General features: G+C 61.7%; 9 protein-coding genes and 1 pseudogene. 3 read left to right on the top strand and 7 right to left on the bottom strand.

Annotated elements, in window-relative coordinates:
* Positions 1-36: 36 nt before the first annotated feature.
* From SIC17_RS08910 to SIC17_RS08890, 5 genes and pseudogenes are all read right to left on the bottom strand, one after another.
* The gene (locus SIC17_RS08910; protein WP_412545137.1) at positions 37-255 is read right to left on the bottom strand and encodes a hypothetical protein; all 219 of its coding nucleotides are present in this window, start codon (positions 253-255) and stop codon (positions 37-39) included.
* Positions 256-1,093: 838 nt separating this feature from the next.
* Positions 1,094-1,975 carry an autotransporter outer membrane beta-barrel domain-containing protein gene (locus SIC17_RS08905; RefSeq protein ID WP_412545136.1) on the bottom strand — a complete coding sequence of 294 codons (882 nt, stop codon included), beginning with the start codon at positions 1,973-1,975 and terminating at the stop codon, positions 1,094-1,096.
* Positions 1,972-2,901 carry an SGNH/GDSL hydrolase family protein gene (locus SIC17_RS08900; protein ID WP_412545135.1) on the bottom strand — a complete coding sequence of 310 codons (930 nt, stop codon included), beginning with the start codon at positions 2,899-2,901 and terminating at the stop codon, positions 1,972-1,974. Before SIC17_RS08900 ends, SIC17_RS08905 begins: the two co-directional genes overlap by 4 nt.
* A gap of 289 nt (positions 2,902-3,190) precedes the next feature.
* A pseudogene (locus SIC17_RS08895) lies at positions 3,191-3,388 on the bottom strand (IS6 family transposase); the annotation flags it as partial.
* Positions 3,389-3,411: 23 nt separating this feature from the next.
* Positions 3,412-3,795, bottom strand: a complete 384-nt coding sequence (locus tag SIC17_RS08890; protein ID WP_412545134.1) for a dihydroneopterin aldolase — start codon at positions 3,793-3,795, stop codon at positions 3,412-3,414.
* A gap of 139 nt (positions 3,796-3,934) precedes the next feature.
* Between SIC17_RS08890 and SIC17_RS08885 the strand changes: the two genes are divergently transcribed.
* From SIC17_RS08885 to SIC17_RS08875, 3 genes are read left to right on the top strand one after another with little or no spacing between them, the layout of a single operon-like run.
* A complete protein-coding gene (locus SIC17_RS08885; RefSeq protein WP_412545133.1) occupies positions 3,935-4,591 on the top strand; it encodes an ABC transporter ATP-binding protein in 657 nt (218 codons plus the stop codon).
* Positions 4,592-4,605: 14 nt separating this feature from the next.
* The gene (locus tag SIC17_RS08880; protein ID WP_412545132.1) at positions 4,606-7,002 is read left to right on the top strand and encodes an ABC transporter permease; all 2,397 of its coding nucleotides are present in this window, start codon (positions 4,606-4,608) and stop codon (positions 7,000-7,002) included.
* Positions 7,003-7,005: 3 nt separating this feature from the next.
* Positions 7,006-8,085, top strand: coding sequence for a lipocalin-like domain-containing protein (locus SIC17_RS08875; RefSeq protein WP_291891072.1), 1,080 nt, complete (start codon positions 7,006-7,008; stop codon positions 8,083-8,085).
* A gap of 380 nt (positions 8,086-8,465) precedes the next feature.
* On the opposite strand, the gene SIC17_RS08870 is transcribed toward SIC17_RS08875, so the two are convergent.
* On the bottom strand, positions 8,466-9,029 hold the full coding sequence (locus SIC17_RS08870) for a hypothetical protein (protein WP_412545131.1): 564 nt from the start codon (positions 9,027-9,029) through the stop codon (positions 8,466-8,468).
* A 6,035-nt stretch (positions 9,030-15,064) separates the two neighbouring features.
* On the bottom strand, positions 15,065-21,160 hold the full coding sequence (locus tag SIC17_RS08865) for a hypothetical protein (protein ID WP_412545130.1): 6,096 nt from the start codon (positions 21,158-21,160) through the stop codon (positions 15,065-15,067).
* Positions 21,161-21,169 lie beyond the last annotated feature (9 nt).

The following is a 21,169-nucleotide window of genomic DNA, read 5'->3' as shown; positions in this document are numbered from 1 at the left end:
CTGCTTGGCCTCCTCATAGAGCCGGGTCAGATAGTGTCAATGCCGCGCCCGATAAGGAAACAGGGCGGAAAGAATGACCGCAAACACACACGCCGTCAGCACAAGAATACCCGTCCCGAGCATGGGCTCCGGCAGGCGAGGAGACCAATAAAGTGCCAAACTGGTATAGATAATCAGATAGGCTAACGCTGTAACGACGATCGCGCGGTTCCAATGGGCCAAAGCGATGGCAAGCCCAAGCACCTGTATAGACATCCAGAAACTCGTAAAGACCAGAACACTGGAAATCCCCCCGCATCTGATTCAACAAGCGGGTAAATCGAGGCCACAGTTGCAGCGGTCACAATCGACAGCAAAGCCCAGGTGTTGACCAATATCGCTGCGAGATCTGCGCCGGGCTCGAGCTTGGCCCGCAACAACCAAATCCCGGAGATAAGCCCAAATATTCCCGACCAGATTCGTGACCCGGCGACGGGAACGAACCAATCACTATTGCTCAGATACGTCACGTCCGTCGCCAGCGATATAAGCCAGGCCAGCGAAAATCCGATCAGGGTCAGAGCACTTTGTAATTGAATGCCAGACCAGTTGGCCCGAACAAATGCCCGCTCCTGCGCGCGATCCTGGAATCGACCACTAAGACGGTGAATGGGTGGCAGCTGCATAATCGATTTCCATTGTCGGCAATGGTACCGCCGCGTTCGAAATGCTTGTCCGCACACGGCAATAATCCACATTGCCTATCATGCGGCGACTCCAGCACCCGGATCACCGAACATGGCGGTTTGAGACTTTCGGGGTTTTCGGGAGTATTGCGGTGAGTTGGATCGGTCTCGGTTCCAGACACGGCTTCGCAAGCCCCGGAAACTTGGGGAAGAAATTGCCAGTTTATGGAAAGAGACGAGACCTGCCGGTCTGAGTGGCGGTGCTGTCAGACAAAACCGGACGGGTCTCCAAAGTCCAAGTTTGAGGTCCACGCAGGCCGCGAGTTGACGCCATTCCACCAGTACGGCGTCAGCTCGCGGCTTGAGAGAGGTTCAATCCCGGTCTCTGGAGACCCGCCCATTTTCGTCTAACAGGCCCCGAAAACGCTCTAGCGGCGCCAGCGCAACATGAGCTGAGCGTATGAATTGTCGGTATTGTCGCCGAACTGACCACCAACCTCGACGGCCAGGCCGAGACGTTCAGTCAGCTGGGCATCAAGGCCTGCGGAGACTTCCGTCCAGCTCTCATCGGCAACCGAGATGGCAGCGCTCGACAAATCGACATCATTGAGCAGGAGTGAGACCGTGCGGTCGCCTTCGGTTTCTTCCACACGCTCTGCGCTGAAATTGAAGCCGACACGCTCTGACGCGTCCCAATCAAGTTGTGCACCGAAGCTGACCGTGGTCGAAGTGAAGGATGTGGCATTGATATGGCCTGCGAAAAGCGGACCGATCTCGCTCGTCTTCGCCATTTCATAATCAGCCGTTGCGATGGCTATAAAGGGCGTCAAATCAAGCCCAGTCAGATCCAGCCCATAACCCGCTTCAAGCGATGCGAAGGTGAGATCCAGATCCCGTTCACTTTCCACCTGACTGCGCTGGGCAAAGGCGGTAGTGCGGTTTGTATCTGCCTGACCATTACCCTGACCCGCCGCAAGCGCGACATAAACACGCTCGCCAGCAAAACCGCCATAAAGTGCTGCGAACATCTGCTCGATCTCGCTCGCCGTGGACAGCAAGCCCTGACCGGTGGAAGCCGCATCAAGCCAGCCGACCTGGCCGCCGACATAGAAAGCACTGTCATGGATTTTCTGGCTGAGGCCTATGCCATAAAGCTCACCATTATAATCGGTGGAGCGGCCGGGTTGATCGACACTACCATCAAGCGTACGGCCTATCAGATAAGCGCTGCCGGCATGGCGATAGTCGCGGGCTCCATCGCGCACTGAGGTCCGGATGGCCAGGCCGGTTTCATAAAAGGCTTCACTCACCGAACGAGCGCTGCTGCGCCTTCATTGTAATTGGTTACGCTGGCGAAAACGAAATTGGTTATGAGGGCATGGCTGGCCCGGGTCGGGTGGATACCGTCATAATCCGACCAGGTATCTGGACAGTTCTGCAGCAACAGCCCTTGGCTGACACAGTCGAGTACGCTTTCAGTGAAACCGTACAGGGACGGATTAAGCCGCGTATCCTCGAACAGCGCTTCGATATTGATGTACAGAATGTCGACACCATGCGAGGCGGTGACGGCGCGATCGACCTCGCGCAAGCCCTCATTGAATTGTCTTGAGGCGATATTGACCGGAGTGACAAATTCCCCCGGCATATCAACCGAATTGCCCAGAAGAGGCAGATTGAAGAGCAGGAATTGCTGCGCGCCGGCATCGGCCAGCGTCGTCAGCGTCGCCTGGACCTCACCCACGCCTTGCGGAATATCCGGCAGCGAGCCCGTGCTCAGGCCAGACAGGAAGTTGTTGCCGCCAATCCAGACGCCGAAAACATCACTGGCAGAGGGCGCCGTAATCGCGCCGGCACTAACCAGGCTCGCATAGGCCTGAGCCTGCTCCAGCGAACCGGGCAGCGGTACGCCGGGCGCAATATCGAAGGCGCTGGTGCGCGCACCACCATGGGCGAAATTAATGCCGTTGCTCGGATCACCAACAATACCGCCCAGGAGCGGCGATAGGGCCAGATTGCCGGCTATGGCTTCATGCCAGACCGGGCCATTGGAGAAGCGGCCATTGAAATAGACCGGCGGGCCGCCCGAGCCGAGTGTCGCGAGAATATTGCCTGTGTCTGACAGGCTATCACCGAATATATAAAGATTACCGCCAGTTAGATCGAAGTCTTGGGCCATGGCCGGCGCACCAGCAAGCGCGCAGGCGGCACTGGCCGCCATAAGAAGGTTCCGCATAGTCTCTCCCCTTTATCGACAAGGAATTCCGGGTCTTTGCGCCCGGCTTTTTCCAACGCCTATGTTATTTGTATACACATATGAATTCTGGGCATTCACATGTGTTATAGGTTTCTAGGCGCGCAAGTCCAGCGCACGCGAGGGCTCAATCATGGCGCGAATGAAGTGGGAGCGCAGAAAAAGGTGGGGTCAGACTAACGCTAACTAGTCGCGGAAAGCCCCGAACTAACCCCATCGCAGGCTGCGAGCTGACGCCATTCGGCCAGCCCCGCATCCTTGGAGGCCGCTATCTGCGGATCTCGCCCGCGAACATCGGACCGAAACGGCGCCACCAATACCGGATTTTTATCATGGCTATTGTATATGCCACGCGCGTGGAGCAGGTCCTCCACGTTCCGCAGCGAGAGGGGGGGAAGCGGATCTACATCATCACAGCGAGTCGAATGATTTCGGGCGAAGTTTTGAAATACTTGAATGGGTTGCTCATCCGCGCAGATTACATCCATCCAATCAACGCATCGCGTCGAGTGCTGCTGCGTCCACTTTGATGCGAACACCAAGATCCCCCGACCCGCGCAGGACCGGGGTTTTTCTCAGGCAGACCTCAACGGCTTGGATCTCCTGATATTTAGCGCTCGCGCCAACAATCCGGGTGATGAGCCGTTCTTGCGTTTCGTAGTGCCCGTCCTGAGCCAAGGCATCGATCTCGGCGATCAGCGGATCGTAGTCAAAAACGTAGTCCATACCGTCTTGCTCGATCAGCACCAGCCGGGAGTCGATGACTAGAAACAGATCAAGAATATGCGCCGACGGCACAACATCGCCGGTTTTGTACGTCCCGATGTCGGTTTTGATCTCCAGATTGGTCATCTCGACTGTGCTCAGCGATGACATGTCGCTTCTCCTGTTCGCGCTTGGAGCAGCATCTAGGGCGGCGGGATGGTTTCGGGTAGCCAAAGCGCTAAATAGTTGGCAGGCCCGCTCTGTCAGAGCCGCCACGCGATGCTAGGTTATGACCTGAAGAGGAAGGCGCATGCTGCTCAAAGTCGACAGGATTGAAAAATCATATGGAAGCGACGCATCGCGGCAACGTATCTTTCAGAATGTTAGCCTGAGCCTCGCGGAGGGAGAAAGCCTTGCGATCACCGGGGAGTCCGGCTCAGGGAAAAGCACGCTCCTGCATCTAATCGGCCTTCTGGATAGGCCGGACGCTGGCGAGATCGCGCTGAACGGCGAAACCATTACAACCCTTGATGACACCGGACGCGCCGCGCGGCGACGCGATGCGATCGGCCTCGTCTTCCAGCAATTCAACTTGGTTCCTTCCCTGAGGGTCGCCGGAAACCTCGCGCTTCAGGCCCGCCTAGCCGGCAAATACGATGCTGCCTGGGTCGACATGCTCGCCACGCGGCTTGGACTCACGGATTTCCTTTCACGCTACCCTGAGCAAATCTCGGGAGGCCAGCAGCAACGCGTCGCCGTCGGCCGTGCGCTCGCAGCTAAGCCAGCACTGCTGCTGGCAGATGAACCGACGGGCAATCTGGATGAGGCAACCAGCGCCGACGTGCTCGATCTCATGCTCGAGCTGTGCGCCGATGCTGGCACGGCGCTCGTGATGGCGACGCACTCGGTAAGTGCCGCGGACCGCCTTTCTAGGCGCGCGCATCTCACCGGAGGGCAGCTCTCGTGACGGGAACGGCGCTCATGGCATTGCTTTCGCACTGGCGCCGCAAGCCGGGCCAGCTCGCGACGCTCATCATGGGCCTCGGCCTCGCGACGGCGCTTTGGACAAGCGTTCAGGCCATCAATGCCGAAGCGCGCGCCAGCTACGATGAGGCCAGCGCAACGCTCGGCGGCGGAAGCGTAATCGTGCTCACATCGCCGACCGGCGGCATCTCAACCTCGACCTGGGCCCGCCTGCGCCGGGACGGTTGGGCGGCATCCCCCGTCATCGAGGGTGAGTTTGAGGCTGCCGGCGAGCGATTTCTGCTTCGCGGAGTGGAGCCTCTAAGTGCGCCTGGCGGCGATACGGCCGCCGTGTCGAACGATCAGGCGATCGGGTTGGAATTTCTAACGCCGCCAGGCCTTTTGCTCGTCGCGCCAGAGACCGCTGCACTGTTAAACTCGGCGGCGAACAACTTGCCGCCTGTTCGCGCCAGCGCCGCGGTCCCGCGCGGCGAAATCATCACGGATATCGCCGTTGCTGCACGCTTTCTGGATCGCGGTGATCAGGTGGACCGCATCCTCGTTGACACACTCGCGCGAACGGGAGCAACACCGCTCAACACGCTCGTGCCAGAGCTGGAGCGCGGAACCAGCTCTGGCGGCGGCGAAGTCGCACAGCTCACCGGTAGTTTTCACCTGAACCTGACCGCATTTGGCTTTCTCTCCTTTGCCGTGGGACTTTTCATCGTCTACGCCGCGATCGGACTCGCGTTCGAGCAGCGTCGGGCCACACTGAGAACCCTGCGCGCGCTGGGCACGCCGGTCTCGGCTATCGTTATTGCATTGATCATTGAGGCGATTGTTCTCGCGCTCCTTGCCGGGGCAACCGGCGTGATCCTGGGCTATTTCGTTGCAAGTGCGCTCTTGCCCGGCGTCGCCGCAACACTGCGCGGCCTTTACGGAGCAGGCGTGTCCGGCGAGCTCGCGATTCGACCTGAATGGTGGCTTTCCGGTTTTGCGATCGCCGTGCTCGGTGCGCTTTCTGCAACTGCGCTATCTATCCGGCGCGCAGCGCGCCTCCCCTTGCTTGCATCCGCACAGCCCCGCGCTTGGGCGTTGGCGTCGGCTCGCCGGTTCGTTCATCAGGCTGTAGCCGCGCTTGGAATGCTCGCCGCAGCGGTCAGCATTCCACAAGTTTTCTCGGGCATTCTCGCGGGGTTTGCGCTCCTCGCCTGCCTTCTCGTTGGCGCTGCACTGCTCCTTCCGACAGCGCTCGCCCTCGCTTTGCGCCTCAGCCAACGCTTCGCGCGCGGACCGATCGCGGAGTGGTTCCTGGCCGACACCCGCCAACAACTACCCGGCCTGTCTCTGGCCTTGATGGCATTGATGCTGGCCTTGGCCACGAATATCGGCGTGGGGACCATGGTATCGAGCTTCCGGTTGACCTTCGAAGGTTGGCTCGATCAACGCCTGGCCGCCGAGCTTTATGTGACGACCCGTGACGACGCCCAATCACAACGCGTCTTCGAATGGCTAGAGCCTCGCACCGACGCTATCCTGCCAATCTGGAGTGCTGATACCGAGATCGCCGGCCGGCGCGGCGAAGTCTTCGGCGTTGTCGACCATTCGACCTACCGCGGTCACTGGCCCTTGCTGGTGGCTATGAACGCGGCTTGGGACGCCGTCGAGGCGGGTAACGGGGTACTCGTTAACGAACAGGCCTGGCGCAACCTCGGTCTACAGCTGGGCGACTCTGTCCAGCTTGGGTCGGGTACGCCGCTGATCCTCGTCGGCGTCTACTCCGACTATGGGAATCCAAATGCGCAAGCGATCATCGGCCTCGACACCCTGACTGCGCGCTATGGCGATCGCGTCACACGCCTTCGATACGGGCTTCGCGTACCACCTGAGGACGCGCCGGCCCTGGCGCAAGCGATCCGTTCCGAGTTCGACCTGCCCACCAATGGCGTCGTTGATCAAGCTCAAGTCAAAGCGTTTTCATTGTCCGTCTTCGAGCGCACCTTCGCGGTAACGGCTGCGCTCAACGTGCTGACGCTTTCTGTTGCCGCCTTCGCCATGTTCGCGAGCCTCGCAACTCTGGCCTCGATGCGCCTGCCTCAGCTCGCGCCGGTCTGGGCACTCGGTCTGAGCCGGGCAAGCCTGGCCCGTTTGGAAGTTGTTCGCGCCGGCATTCTTGCGCTGATGACCTGGCTGATCGCATTGCCAACCGGCCTGCTGCTGGCGTGGGTCCTGCTGTCGGTCGTGAATGTCGAAGCGTTTGGCTGGCGCCTGCCAATGCACCTTTTCCCGTTTGACTGGCTTATCCTCGCTGCGCTGGCCGTTCTTGCGGCCTTTATCGCCGCGCTTCTGCCCGCCCGCAGCCTGCTCAAACGCCCGCCACGGGAATTCCTTCAGATCTTCGCGCAGGAACGTTGAGCCATGAGTCGCCTCGCCGCCATTCTCATCGCACTTCTAGCGCTTCAATCCGCTCCGGCCGCGGGCCAGGGCTTTGCGGGCTTGGGCACGGAAGTCGACGGATTTACGGCACCGCGGCCAAATCCACGCTTTCGCTTCCCGGAGGATCACGGCGCCCATCCCGCTTACCGTATCGAATGGTGGTATCTCACCGCCGTGCTCGAAGATGCAGACGGCACGCAATACGGCGCACAATGGACCCTGTTCCGGTCGGCTCTACAGCCGCATGACGCTCAAGGCTGGGAAACGCCGCAGCTTTGGATGGGCCACGCGGCCATCACCACCCCCAGCGCACACCATTATGCTGAACGCCTGGCGCGCGGCGGGCTCGGCGTGGCAGGCGTCGAGGCGACCCCCTTCCAGGCCTTCATCGATGAATGGTCGATGCGCAGCGCGCCGGACCGGTTGGAGGCCAATGCCGACGCCCTGGCCGCGCTCGATTTGAGCGCGCGCGGTGAGGATTTCGCCTACGCATTCGCCCTGGATGCCAATGGACCGCTGGTCTTCCAAGGCGATAGCGGCTTCTCGGTGAAGTCGGCAGATGGCCAGGCCAGCTATTACTACTCCCAGCCCTTCTATCAGGTGACCGGAACGCTGGACTTGCCGGAGGGCGAGGTTGAAGTGACCGGTCAGGCCTGGCTCGATCGGGAATATTCCTCACAGCCTCTATCAGAGACCCAGCTCGGTTGGGACTGGGTGTCGTTTCATCTCGACAGCGGCGATAAAGTCATGGGCTTCCAGCTGCGCCAGAGCGATGGAAGCGTCTACACCGCCGCAAGCTGGATCACACCGGACGGAACGCCCACGGCATTCGAGGACGGCGCGCTGTCGATGACAGCATTGGAAACAGCCGAGGTCGCCGGCCGGCAAATTCCGGTGCGCTGGAGGGTCGAACTGCCCGCACGACATCTCGACGTCGAAATCGCCGCCGTGAACTCGCATAGCTGGATGCAGACCCTGTTTTCTTACTGGGAGGGCCCGGTCTCAGTGACCGGCAGCCATGCCGGAGGCGGCTATCTGGAAATGACCGGCTATGGCGACTAGCGACGGGTATCGCGAGCTACGCGAACCAGAGCCGGCCGCGGTGCCGCTCCGCAAGTTTCCATCGACGCGCGGACATCGTCAGCGACGCGCCGGGCTCGGCGACGGAGCCCTTTCGCAAGCGCGACTGCGCCGGCAGCGGAAAGCTCAATGGCCTGTGCGTTCATAAGAGATGCTAGGATTTCGCGATCAGATCTATTCACGAGCAGTACCCCTTGGAGAATTTGCCTTTTTCAAGGTTTACGGTTCGCTCGGGTGATCGGCTCACCGAACAAGGCGCGGCAAGGCGCCGCATGTCTGCTGGCGCACGGGTGCGGCGTGCTGCTTTGCTGTTGCGGACTTGATAAGGTGCAAAACCTGCCGTCTGAGGCGGTGAAGGCGCGTTAGGGCTCGAGCGGCGACATTGCCAACGAAGCACTGTGAAGTTTCAAGCCATCCCGGGAGGGGACATACATCATCATCGCATGGCGGATGATCGCGGGATAAGTCTTGAAATATTTGAACGGGTTACGCATCTGCGGGGGCGACGAAACCGCTACGTTGCGCTCAAGGCCAAGTTCCTCTGACACTGCAGTCTCGACAGACGCGGAACGGCTCGTATTCAAGCCGCAAGCTGACGTCATTCGGCCAGGGCGGCGGATTGGTTTTCTGAGCCCTATATCGTCGGCAAGCAACACATCAGGGAGGCCGACATGGAGTACCGACCTCATCCAGCCCACACCTTCTTTCTGGTGAGGCTTCAACGTCGAGGTCATCGAGCTCAGGTCTGGGGGCGACGGTAGACGCCTGCCCTCGTCGAGAAGCTCCACAAGAGCTCCATACTCAACGGCTTCATGATTTTCATGAACCGTTAGAAACCGCTTTTCCTGAAGTTGTGCCGGGGGCTCATCTGTTTGGCTTTTCGAGGCGTCGGCCTGATTGTCCTCGCGGTCCACGATCATCCGCATGGAAGAAATCGCGGCGCGCAAGAACCTGTCATGTGGTGTCAGACATGGGCGGATCATTCTCGACCGACGCCACTCAGTCAATTGAAAAGGGGCGAGAGATCTGATCTCCCGCCCCTTTTTTTAGAACCAGGACCGGGACCTAGAACCGTACGCCGAGCTGGAAGCCGGCTTGGTGGTTTTCGCTGGTCTCTCCGTATTCGCCACGATAGCTGAAGGAGAGGTTCACCCGGTCGCCCTGGATAAACTCGAAACCCGCATCGAAGGTGTACATTTCCTGGTCGATCTGGGTTTCGATCATCGCCGGGATCACACCCGCAGGCGCTTCAGCGAAGCTCATCGGCAGTCCGAGATAATCATCCGAATGCAGACGACCGCCAAAGGTCGCGCTGGCCCGGAATTCACGACCATCCTCGTACTCGCGGGTCCAGCCGAACTCCACGGCCGGGCTACCGATGATCATCCAGTCACTATCGCCACCGGACCGCATGCCGATACCGTCAGCACCGGTCTCGTGGAAACCGTTGTGGATGAGATTGGTGAAGCTCAGATCCGCACGCGGGAGGATGTAGAAGCCGTTGTCGAACTCCGTCATCAAACCGGAGCGGACCCGCAGGTCCACATAACCGGCTTCCGGATTGCTCTCGGCAATCTGCGGCTCGAAGACATTGATCAGACGCACAGTGTCATACTTCATCCAGCCACCACTCAGCGTGGCTGCGAAAATACCTCCACCGTGGAAGTCGCGATTGATCGTGGCACCAAGCGTCACACCTTCGCCATTGGTTCCGGCACGTGTTCCATCAATGTCGTGATAGTTCACGGACTCATACCCGATCGCCGCACCGGCGTTCCAGGTATCATTGATCGGACGCTGGAAGCCTGCGCGGACAGAGAAGGTATCCGCCTGGGTCGAGAAGCGTTCGAAGGAACGATCACGATCCGCCGTGCCCACATCCATGCGCGACCAGTTGCACTCTTCTTCCGAACGCATCGAGGACGGCGTGCCGCAATTGATGAGATCATCAGAGAAGGACAGGCTGGTATTGGTCAGACCCTGCAGCACGGCGATGTGCGGCTCCGGGTTCAGCTCCGTCATGATGTATTTGTACAGGTCCGGATCCTGGAGATTACCGAGCCAGGCCAGCAGGCGCCCCGTGCCTTCCGCTCCACCGACATCCAGATTGGAGTCCATGTGAGCACCCAGTGAGCGCTCATTGCGGTTAAGACCGTCCACGCCACCAAAGTCCGTCTCGATATCGAGCATGATGCGATTGGCTTCTGCGCGGACCGAGAAGTCCACAGCCAGCGTATCGGTGATTTCCAGACCATTATTCGTCGCCGTTCCACCCGTGGAGGTGAAAAGCGGAGTCGGATCATTGTCGGACAGCCAGATGAAGGTCACATCACCGGTGCCATCGACCGTCACATCACCGGTGAGTGTGACATGGTCATAGTCATACGGACCATAAGCCACATCAAAGACCAGGTGACCGTCGGCCGTCTGGACATAGTCACCGTTCAGGGCGACCTGGTTCACCACCCGTGCACCGTAGAAGATGTTGTAGAGCGGATCGCCGTCGGCATCGAGATTGTAGAAGGTCTCGCCAGCACGCAGGTCAATCGGACGGGTCGTCGCCGAAAGTCCCATCAGGAAGGTGCCTTCGTTAGTGAAGGTACCACCCGAGACTGCCGGAGCAGACGCGGTCAGCTCACGCTGGACCTGGACCGTATCCGGAAGCGTGATCGCATTCGCGGACGCTGTGGTCAGACCATCCTGAACCGTGACATACCCCTTGTCGTTGCTGGCAGCGACGCCCTGGATATCCTGAACCTGGACCGTACCCTTGTTATTGGTCATGAGCAGACCCGACGTCGGAACGGCTGGCACGGAGCTGTCCTGAACCATCAACAGCGGCTTGTCGCTGGAAACTGTCGCGACTGTGTCTTGAACCTGGACCAGACCCTTGTCGCCGGTGACAACCGTCAGTGGCTCCTGCGGAGCGTTCGGCTGCGGACCACCCAGATCGATCGTGGTGAAGGCCATGAAGGTTGAATCGAGCTGGTTATTGAAGGCGTTCAGCCCCGACCCCAGATCGATATTGCCGACGACCCAGCCGGTGTTGTTCACCGTGTCATTGCCTGTCGTCATCGTGATCGCCTGGCCAGACACGGCAGACAGGGTACCGCCCGTGTTGAGGACATTGTTGGCGCCGCCGTCAAAGAAGACACCCAGGCCGAACACGGAACCACCTCGGATATCGCTATCGAGGGTGATGCTCAGATCATCCGTACCATCACGCGCATCCGACTGCAGAAGGACAGCCACACCATTGACGTCGGGAACGATCACATCACCGGTGTGGATGATGTTCACTTCACCGGCCGTACCAGCACCAAGGAAACTGCCAAGCGATCCCAGCTGTGAGCCGAAATTACCCAGCAAACCACCCCCGCCACCAACGGACTGGGCAAAGATACCCGTCGCGCCAAAGCCGCGGATATTGATATTGCCATTGGTGCGGATCGTGATGTCACCACCATCGCCGTCACCGCCAGAGAACGGGTTCAGCCCGACATTGGTCGTGTAGGTTCCAAAGCCGAAGGAATAGTCTCCGGCGGCACCACCGCCACCACCGATAGACTGAGCAAAGATACCATAGGCACCAAAGCCTTCCGTAGTGATATCGCCGACATGGGTGATGTTGATGTCACCGCCATCGCCGGCCGAGCCGCCAATACCTGAGATCGTCACATCGCCCCAGGCACCTACGGAGCCGGCACCGCCAACACCGCCGCCGCCACCGATCGACTGGGCCATGATGCCATGCGCTCCATCACCCGTTGTGTGGATCGAGCCGGAATTGGTGATGTTGATGTCACCACCATCACCGGCTGCACCACCCCGACCGCCGATATTCAGCGTCAGAGACGAATTATTGAAGCTGTCGAGCAGCTGGTAGAACTCGGTCAGATCGGCAGCCGTCTGGATCGTCGCGCCGAGAGCCGTCCGGCTGTCATTGCTGTCGTCATAATCGGTCGCGCCTCCAACGCCGCCACCGCCACCGATGGACTGGGCGAAAATGCCATAGGCGTTGGAGCCGGTCGTCATGACCATGCCGCTATTGTCGATGGTGACATTGCCGCCATCACCGGCCGCACCGCCAGCACCACCAACGGCGACATTGCCAGCGAGGCCGGACCCGCCGACACCGCCACCGCCGCCAACGGACTGGGCAAAGATGCCATAGCCGCTGCGCGCATTGTCCGCGAGGATGACGCCGCTGTTGGTGACAACAACATCACCGCCGTCACCCGCAGCTCCACCTGAACCACCGATATTGATCGAGGCCGCGCGGTTTTCATCGTTTGAGATGAAGCCAAGCCAGGTTTTTACAAGCTCGCCGGACTGGGACACCAGACCGCCTTCACCACCACCGCCACCGACGGACTGGGCGAAGATTCCGTTAGACATCTCGCCGCTGACACCGATTGCACCCTGGTTGTCGACGGTCACTGAACCACCATCACCACCGGTGCCGCCAGAGCCACCCATGGACACTGAGACCTGGGTATCACGTGTGCCCGCATTGTCTGTGGAATTGTAGGACGTGACAAAGCCGCCGGCATCGCCACCGCGACCACCGCCGCCGCCGACCGACTGGGCGAAGACACCGTGAGCGGCACCACCGAGTGTTACAACGGTACCGGTATTGGTCACATCAACCGAGCCACCGACACTACCGGTACCGCCTGAACCACCAATTCCGATGGCGTAATCGCCGTTATTGCCCTTGCCGAACGACCCGGACGTGGCAAAGCCGACCCCGCCATCACCGCCACCGCCACCAATGGACTGGGCGTATACGCCGACCGCCTGGTCTCCCATGGTCAGGATAGTCGCAGCCGAGTTGACCGTCACCGAACCACCGGAATTACCAGCACCACCGGCACCACCCACAGAGACGTTGATACTGTTGGAATTGGTACCCACGCTGCCTGATGTCGAACCGGTCAGGAAAGCGCCAAACGTGTCTTCATCCACACCGACCATGCCGCCCTGGCCGCCACCGCCGCCGACAGACTGCGCGAAGACGCCGTGCGAGGCCTCGCCGCTGGTCTGGACCACGCCGGACAGGTCAACCGAGACATTTCCGCCAGTACTGCCATCGCCGGCGTCACCGCCAAGCGACAGGTCGACCGATGTGGAATTGGAACCGGTCAGCGAGAGATTGCCCGCATAACCGCCCTGGCCACCACCGCCGCCAACAGACTGCGCGAAAATACCGTAGGAAGCGGCACCTGATGTCAGGATGACACCGTCTTGGGTGACGTTGACAGCACCGCCGGCGCCGGCGATTCCGCCCGTACCACCGAGGGATATATTGAGACTTTTGGAGTTCGCTGCGGAGAAGGACGCCGTATAGGTCGCGCCGCCATTGCCGCCGCCGCCGCCAACCGACTGCGCCATGATGCCGTGGGAGGCATTACCGCTGGTGCCGATATCGGAGGTCGAGTTGACGGTCGCAGTATTACCGGCACCACCGCCGGCACCGGCACCGCCCAGCGATACGCCCAGCGACACGGTGTTCGACGAGGTCAGTGCACCGGAGAAGGTACCGGCGAAACCGCCATTACCACCACCGCCGCCGATAGATTGTGCGAACAGGCCGTGCGAAGCGTGCCCCACCGTGACGACGGCATCCCCCGTACTGGTAACGGATGCCGTGCCCGCGCTGCCGGCTGCACCACCGGATCCGCCAAGTGTCACGCCCAGCGTGGTGGAGTTGGAACCGCCCGTCAGCGTACCCGCGATCGAGAAACCGCCATCACCGCCACCGCCGCCGATCGACTGGGAAAAGACGCCGTGAGCGCCCGCGCCATTCGTGGAGACCGTGTCGGACTGGCTGATTGTGACATTGCCGGCATCACCGCCGCCTGCACCATCGCCACCGATACCAACATTGATCGTGCGCGCATTGGAGCCGGAGAAGGCTCCGGACAGATTACCCGTCCAGCCGCCATTACCGCCGCCACCACCAGTGGACTGGCCATGAATACCGTGGGAGCGGTCGCCCTGGGTCATGACCGCAGCCGCACCGGAGATGGTCACATCGGACGCATCTCCAGCCGCTCCACCCTGGCCACCGACTGTGACATTGGCAGAATTGGCCGCCTGGCTGGCGCCTGCACCGGTCCCGGACAGGGCAAACCCGCCCGTACCGCCACCGCCGCCGACCGACTGGGCCGTAATGCCGGAACTGTCATTGCCTGTCGTGGAGATGATGCCGTTATTGTTGACCGAGACCGCGCCGGCATTGCCGCCGCTGCCACCATCGCCGCCGACGCCAACGGAGGCCGTATATGTCGAATTGCCGACAGCAAAGGCGAGCGAACCCGTCCAGCCGCCGGTACCGCCGCCACCACCGATGGACTGCGCCAAGATACCCTGAGCCTGGCCACCCGAAGTGACAATCAGACCGTCATTGGTGACGGAGACATCACGCGCGATTCCGCCTGTACCGCCGGTGCCGCCAACGCCCACGCTGGCCGCAAGCGGGCTATTGCTGCCCGCAAGCGCAACGGATCCGGTAATCGAGAAACCACCCGTACCGCCGCCGCCACCAACGGACTGCGCAAGGATACCACGACCGCCATCAAGCAGCGTGCCGATATCGCCGGAATTATTGACCGTGACCGCCTGTGCATCACCGCCCGTGCCGCCATTGCCGCCCAGGGCAACGGAGGCCGTGTTCGCGGTGGAACCGACAGCGATTGCACCGGACACGGCAAATCCACCATTACCGCCGCCGCCACCAACAGACTGGGCTACGATGCCGGAAGCATTAAGACCCTGCGTGGTGATGGTCTGGGTATTGTCCACCTGGACCGTGTCGGAATCATTACCCGTGCCAGCATTGCCGCCCAGCGCGACACCAAGTGCACCCGCATTCGAGCCCGCAGATCCAGAGATGGCAAATGCGAATCCGCCATTACCGCCACCGCCGCCGATAGACTGGGCGAGGACGCCGTGGGCGTCATTGCCCAGCGTGCCGATGACCGCGGTGTTGTCGACCGTGACAGCGCCGGAAACACCTCCGTCGCCACCATCGCCGCCAATCGCGACCGATGCGGTATAAGCACGTGAACCGTCGGTGACAGACACTGCGCCCGCCCAACCGCCATTTACCGCCGCCGCCACCGATGGACTGGGCGAAGATTCCGTGAGAACCGCTACCCTGCGTGCCGATCTGCGCGGAATTGGTGACATCAACCGTGGAGGAAGTTCCACCGGAACCACCATTGCCACCCATCTTGAAGCCCCAGACCGGGATCACGCCGGTATTGCCTGCGCCAACCGCGACGCCCAGCGAGTAGTGGCCATTACCGCCGCCGCCACCGATGGACTGGGCGCCGATACCCATGGAACTGTCGCCTTGGGTGTAGATTGTGCCGGAGTTATCGACCGTGACCGCATCAGCCGTGCCACCATTGCCGCCCGCCAGGCCGCCAATACCAAAGGAGGCTGCTGCACCACCGGAAAAGACTGTCGCCGAGCCGGTTGCGGCAAACGTGCCGTTACCACCACCGCCGCCAATCGACTGCGCCAGAAGACCGGAGGATCCATCGCCCACTGTCATCAGCGTCGAACGGTTGGTGACATCTGCCGTGCCGCCATCACCACCATTGGAGGCTACGCCACCGATGGAGAAGGGCACTGCATAGACCGTGGAACCACCGCCGAAACTGGCCGCAGCAGAGACAGCAAAGCCGGCATCACCACCGCCACCACCCAGGGACTGAGCGATAATCGCGTGGGAGCCCAGACCGGTAGTGGAAACAGCACCGGTATTGTCGATGGTCACGCCGCCGGCATCACCGCCATTGCCGCCATCACCACCAATACCAAGAACACCACCCAGTGCGCGATTGCCCGAGGCATTGATCGCACCGGTAATTGCGAAGCCGCCGCTACCGCCACCACCACCGATGGATTGTGCTTCCAGGCCGTGGGAATAGTCACCCAGCGTCACAACGATATCGTGTGAGGTCAGGGAGACATCACCCGCATTGCCGCCGATCGCACCTTCGGCGCCCAGGCCGAAATTCAGGCCGATGGATGTGGAACCCGAACCGGTGAAGGAACCCGCGATGGCTGCACCACCATTACCGCCTCCGCCACCGATGGACTGCGCGAGAACGCCGACCGAGAAGTCACCTTCCGTGCCGACCTGGCCCTGCACATCGACCGTGACATCATCGGAGTTGCTGGCCGCGCCAGCACCACCACCGAGCGAAACACCAATGGAACCACCATTAGAACCCGCCAGCGTGATCGAACCGGTAATGGACATGCCGCCATTACCGCCGCCGCCGCCAATGGACTGGGCGAGAATGCCGTGAGAGCGATCGCCTTCGGTGTAGACCGTATCCAGCGTGGTCACATAGACCTCGTTGGAATCCGAGCCGGCGCCACCATCTCCGCCAAGCGCGACGTTGATGCCAGCAGCGTTCGAGCTGCCCGCTGTGATCGAGCCGGAAATGGCCAGACCGCCATCACCGCCGCCGCCACCGATGGACTGGGCCAGGATGCCGTGGGCGTCATCGCCCATTGTGTAGACCTGTTCATTGGCTGTCACCCGAACGATGCCAGGCGTATCGCCGGTGCCACCGCCACCACCGATGGTCACTCCGATCGTCGCGGCTTGCTGGCCGAAGCTGAGACCGCCGGAAATGGACATGCCGCCATTACCGCCGCCTCCGCCGATCGACTGGGCGGAAATACCATGGGAGCCGTCTCCCATGGTCGTGACCGCATCGGTCGTGACCGTGACATCGCCCGCAGAACCGCCATCACCCGCGCCGCCGCCGATGGACACGCCGAGCGCGCCGCCGACCGTGCCGCCGGCACCAGCGCCGGCTGCAATGGAGAAACCGCCATTACCACCACCGCCGCCGAGTGACTGGGCAAGGACACCGATTGCGTCGTCACCCAGGGTGACGACATCTTCGACGACCACCGTGACATTGCGCGCGACTCCACCATCGCCCGCTCCGCCGCCAATAGTGACATTGACCGCGCCGCCGACTGTTCCGCCGCCGCCAACACCGGCTGCGATGGAGAAGCCGCCATTACCGCCGCCGCCACCAATGGATTGGGCAAGCACACCAACGGAACCGTCGCCCGCCGTAGCGACGTCTTCTGCAGTTACGGACACATGATTGGCGTCCCCACCAATGGCGCCATTACCACCGAGCGAAACGTTGACCGCACCGCCGACCGTTCCACCAAATCCGGCTCCGGCTGCGATGGAGAAACCACCATTGCCGCCGCCGCCGCCAATGGACTGGGCTAAGATACCATGGGACTCGGCGCCTTGCGTGATGACATGCTCTGTCTGGGTGACCGTCACCGTGCCCGAATAGGAACCGGCACCGCCGCCGCCGCCAATCGAGACGCCCACACCGACGCCGCCTGTGCCGCCCGCAGTGATATTGCCGGTCGCGGACCAGCCACCATTGCCGCCGCCGCCGCCGATGGACTGTGCTGCGATACCGTGAGAGCCGTCACCGGTCGTCTCGACCACATCCGTCGCTTGAACGGTTACGTCATTGGCATACGCGCCGGCGCCAGCGTCACCGCCAAGCGCCACATTAACGGCGCCGCCTGCCGTTCCACCCACACCGAGCGTGCCGGAGAAGGCGAAACCGCCATTACCGCCACCACCGCCGATGGACTGGGCCAGGATGCCGTGAGAAATATCACCAAAGGTGAAGACACCACCGTCGGACGTGACCAGGACGTCGGCAAGCACCGTGCCGCCAGAGCCGCCATCGCCGCCCAGGGAAACTCCAACACCGACGCCCGCGGTGCCACCGATGGAGAGACTGCCCGTCGCCGACCAGCCACCATTGCCGCCGCCACCACCGACGGACTGCGCAAAGAGACCGTGGGAATTGTCACCAGAGGTCTGGATGATGCCATCACTGTGCAGCGTCACCGCATCGGAATAGGAGCCCGCGCCGCCATCACCGCCCATGGCGACATCAACACCGATACCGGCTGCGCCACCCGCAGTCAGCGATCCGGAGAAGGAGAAGCCGCCATTACCGCCGCCGCCACCGATGGACTGGGCGACAAGGCCGTGAGAGTTGTTCCCGACCGTGATCGTATTGCTGGTCGAGTCGACATAAACCGAGTTTCCGTAGCCACCGCCGCCGCCGGCACCACCCATGGACACACCAACACCAACGGCAGCGCCATCGGAAATGGCCAGCGTCGCCGTACCGGTCCAGCCGCCATTACCACCGCCGCCGCCGATAGATTGCGCCAGCAAACCGGAGGAGTTATTGCCGCTCGTCTGGATCGTGTCGGACGTGTAGACAATGACATGGTCACCGTCGCCGCCCGACCCTGCATCGCCGCCGACCGCAACGGATACAGATGCCGAAGCGCCCAGCCCGGCACTGACCGACCCGGCAAAACTCTGGCCACCATTACCGCCGCCGCCGCCCACGGACTGGGCGAGAATGGCGTGCGCATTGTCACCAAATGTCAGGACCGACCCGTCGATATCCATGCTGACGACACCGCCGTCGCCACCCGTCGCGCCATCACCACCGACGGCAACGGAAACAGACCCGAACAGACCAATGGACCCGGATACGGAATAGCCGCCATTACCGCCACCACCGCCGACCGACTGACCGAAAATACCCGTCGATCCGTTTTCACGCGTCTCGATCACAGAGCCGGCACCGGTATTGACAGAGACCCTGCCACCATCACCGCCTGCGCCACCATTGCCGCCGATGGCAACGCTGGCAAAAAGGCCGCCTGAAACAGCGCTGCCACCATTACCGCCGCCGCCGCCAACGGACTGGGCAAGGATGGCGCCGGAGTTTTCTCCGGTCGTCAGGATATTGCCATTGGCGTTCACCGTGACGGTATTGGAGTGGTTGCCCGTACCGCCACCACCGCCGACCGCGACGATGCCACCGCCCGCACCGCCATTACCACCGCCGCCGCCGATCGACTGGGCGACAATACCGGTTGCTCCGAAGCCCTGCGTCTGGATCAGACCTGACGTCGTTACAGTGACCGTATTGCCCAAGCCGCCGCCCGTGCCGGAGCCACCAATACCGACAATTCCGCCGCCCGCGGCGCCGTTACCGCCGCCACCGCCAATCGACTGGGCGAGGATGCCAAAAGACCGGTCGCCCTCGGTGAGGACACTGCCCATGGCAACATTCACGATACCGCCATCACCGCCATCATCACCGCTGCCGCCCACGGCAACGATACCACCGCTGGTGCCGCCATTACCGCCGCCACCACCGATGGCCTGCGCCAGGACACCGTGTGCATCAACGCCGGTCGTCGAAATCGTGCCCGTACCGGTGACATAGACACCTGAAGCAGAACCACCGCCCGCACCGGTGCCGCCGATGGCCGCAATTCCGCCGGAGCTGGAACCGTTGCCGCCACCGCCGCCGATGGACTGAATGAGGATGCCCATCGCACCCTCACCCATCGTCGTGATCAGACCGTCATTGTGAACATATACATTACTGGCCGCACCGCCGGAGCCGCCACCACCACCAACGGCCACAAGGCCGCCCGTGCCGCGTGCGGAACCACCGCCCCCACCGATTGACTGGGCCAGGATGCCGTGCGCTCGATCACCGGTAATGCCGAGATTGCTCTGGGTATCGAAGCCGGTCGAGATGGAACCATAATTGTAAACACGAACGGTATCGCCATCGCCGCCGGCGCCTGAGCTTGAACCCAGGGCCACAACACCACCGGACGCACCGCTGCGGCCACCACCGCCGCCAATGGACTGGGCGGTGATACCGACGGATTCGTCGCCGCGCGTGGTGATGGTCGCGCCGGACTGGTTGGTAACCGTGACCTCGCCGCCATTACCGGCACCGCCACCGCCACCACCAAAGGCGACAATACCACCTGAGGACCCGGAGTTACCGCCGGACCCACCCAGGCTCTGCGCGAAAATACCATCAGCCCCGACACCGGTCGTGATGATGGAGCCGTAATTGTCGACCGTGACCGCGGCGCCATTACCGCCCGTGCTGCCGCTGTCGGCATCACCAACGATGCCGAAACTGTCGCCCGCATTGCCCGATGCGCCACCCATCGACATGGCCATGATGCCTACAGCGCCATCGCCTGTCGTGCTGATCGCGCCATGATTGGTGACATTGACAATGCCGCCCTCGGCCGCCTCGCCTGAGGAACCACCGTCCGACCAGATGAAGCCGGAACCACCATCACCGCCGCGACCCGCACGGCTCATAGCGAAAATACCGTGAGAGTTGATGCCGGACGTGGTGACATCGACATAGCTGGTCAGATCGACCAGGCCGCCAACACCGCCTTCGCCGCCCTCGTAACCTTGAAAGCCGAAACCATAGGCGTCGCCACCCTGACCGCCATCGCCGCCGATCGAGACCACGCTGATGCCAGGCAGATCATTGCTGATCGAGTCGATATTGCCGTTGTTACCGGCGGTGAGCGTATGAACGACGTCAGGGCCGTCACCCCCATCCTCACCCGGATCGCCATTCGCGCCGATCGTGAAGCACTTGATGATGCAGATACGTGCACCCCAGGCATCATCGCCATCCGAGCCGTCGGAACCGCGCTGCCGATCCGTGAAGACATTGGTATTGCCTGCCGGGATGGCCGGGTTGACTGCGCCGGCGGGAGAACCGGGTGCACCTGCAATGCCCGAGGAAGCACCGGACACATCGCCACTACGAGAGGTAACAGAGGCGAAAGTAACCGAATTGCCGCCTGAATCCTCGGCGGTGAAGGAAATGACGTCACCGCCGGCATTCGTGTTGATGGCCGTGACGGTGTAGGTCGTGGCGCTGCCGGCTGTATCCGAAGTCGCCGTCGGGTCGACAATCGTCTGGCCCGTCGCGGTCGCGATGATGATGATGTTGTAATTGCTGGTCATCACGACGTTGGAGCCCAGCACGGCCTCGATTGTCTCGGTCGCACCCGTGAGGGGGTTGGTGACCGGGTCACCGACGGACTGCGCCTGTGCAGCCGGCGCCAGGACTGCCGCCGCGCCAAGGCCCGCGAGCGCTATGCCCATCGCGTGCATGGAAGTGCC

Origin of the sequence: Maricaulis sp. MIT060901 (genome assembly GCF_047123815.1) — a bacterium.
Lineage (GTDB): Bacteria > Pseudomonadota > Alphaproteobacteria > Caulobacterales > Maricaulaceae > Maricaulis.
This window is presented reverse-complemented; position numbering and strand designations above follow the sequence as displayed.

Bases quoted from the DNA above. Each gene is read 5' to 3' on its own strand.
- SIC17_RS08885 (WP_412545133.1), top strand. From the start codon at position 3,935: ATGCTGCTCAAAGTCGACAGGATTGAAAAATCATATGGAAGCGACGCA.
- SIC17_RS08900 (WP_412545135.1), bottom strand. From the start codon at position 2,901: ATGCGGAACCTTCTTATGGCGGCCAGTGCCGCCTGCGCGCTTGCTGGT.
- SIC17_RS08865 (WP_412545130.1), bottom strand. From the start codon at position 21,160: ATGCACGCGATGGGCATAGCGCTCGCGGGCCTTGGCGCGGCGGCAGTC.
- SIC17_RS08880 (WP_412545132.1), top strand. From the start codon at position 4,606: ATGGCATTGCTTTCGCACTGGCGCCGCAAGCCGGGCCAGCTCGCGACG.
- SIC17_RS08870 (WP_412545131.1), bottom strand. From the start codon at position 9,029: ATGCGGATGATCGTGGACCGCGAGGACAATCAGGCCGACGCCTCGAAA.
- SIC17_RS08910 (WP_412545137.1), bottom strand. From the start codon at position 255: ATGTCTATACAGGTGCTTGGGCTTGCCATCGCTTTGGCCCATTGGAAC.
- SIC17_RS08875 (WP_291891072.1), top strand. From the start codon at position 7,006: ATGAGTCGCCTCGCCGCCATTCTCATCGCACTTCTAGCGCTTCAATCC.
- SIC17_RS08890 (WP_412545134.1), bottom strand. From the start codon at position 3,795: ATGTCATCGCTGAGCACAGTCGAGATGACCAATCTGGAGATCAAAACC.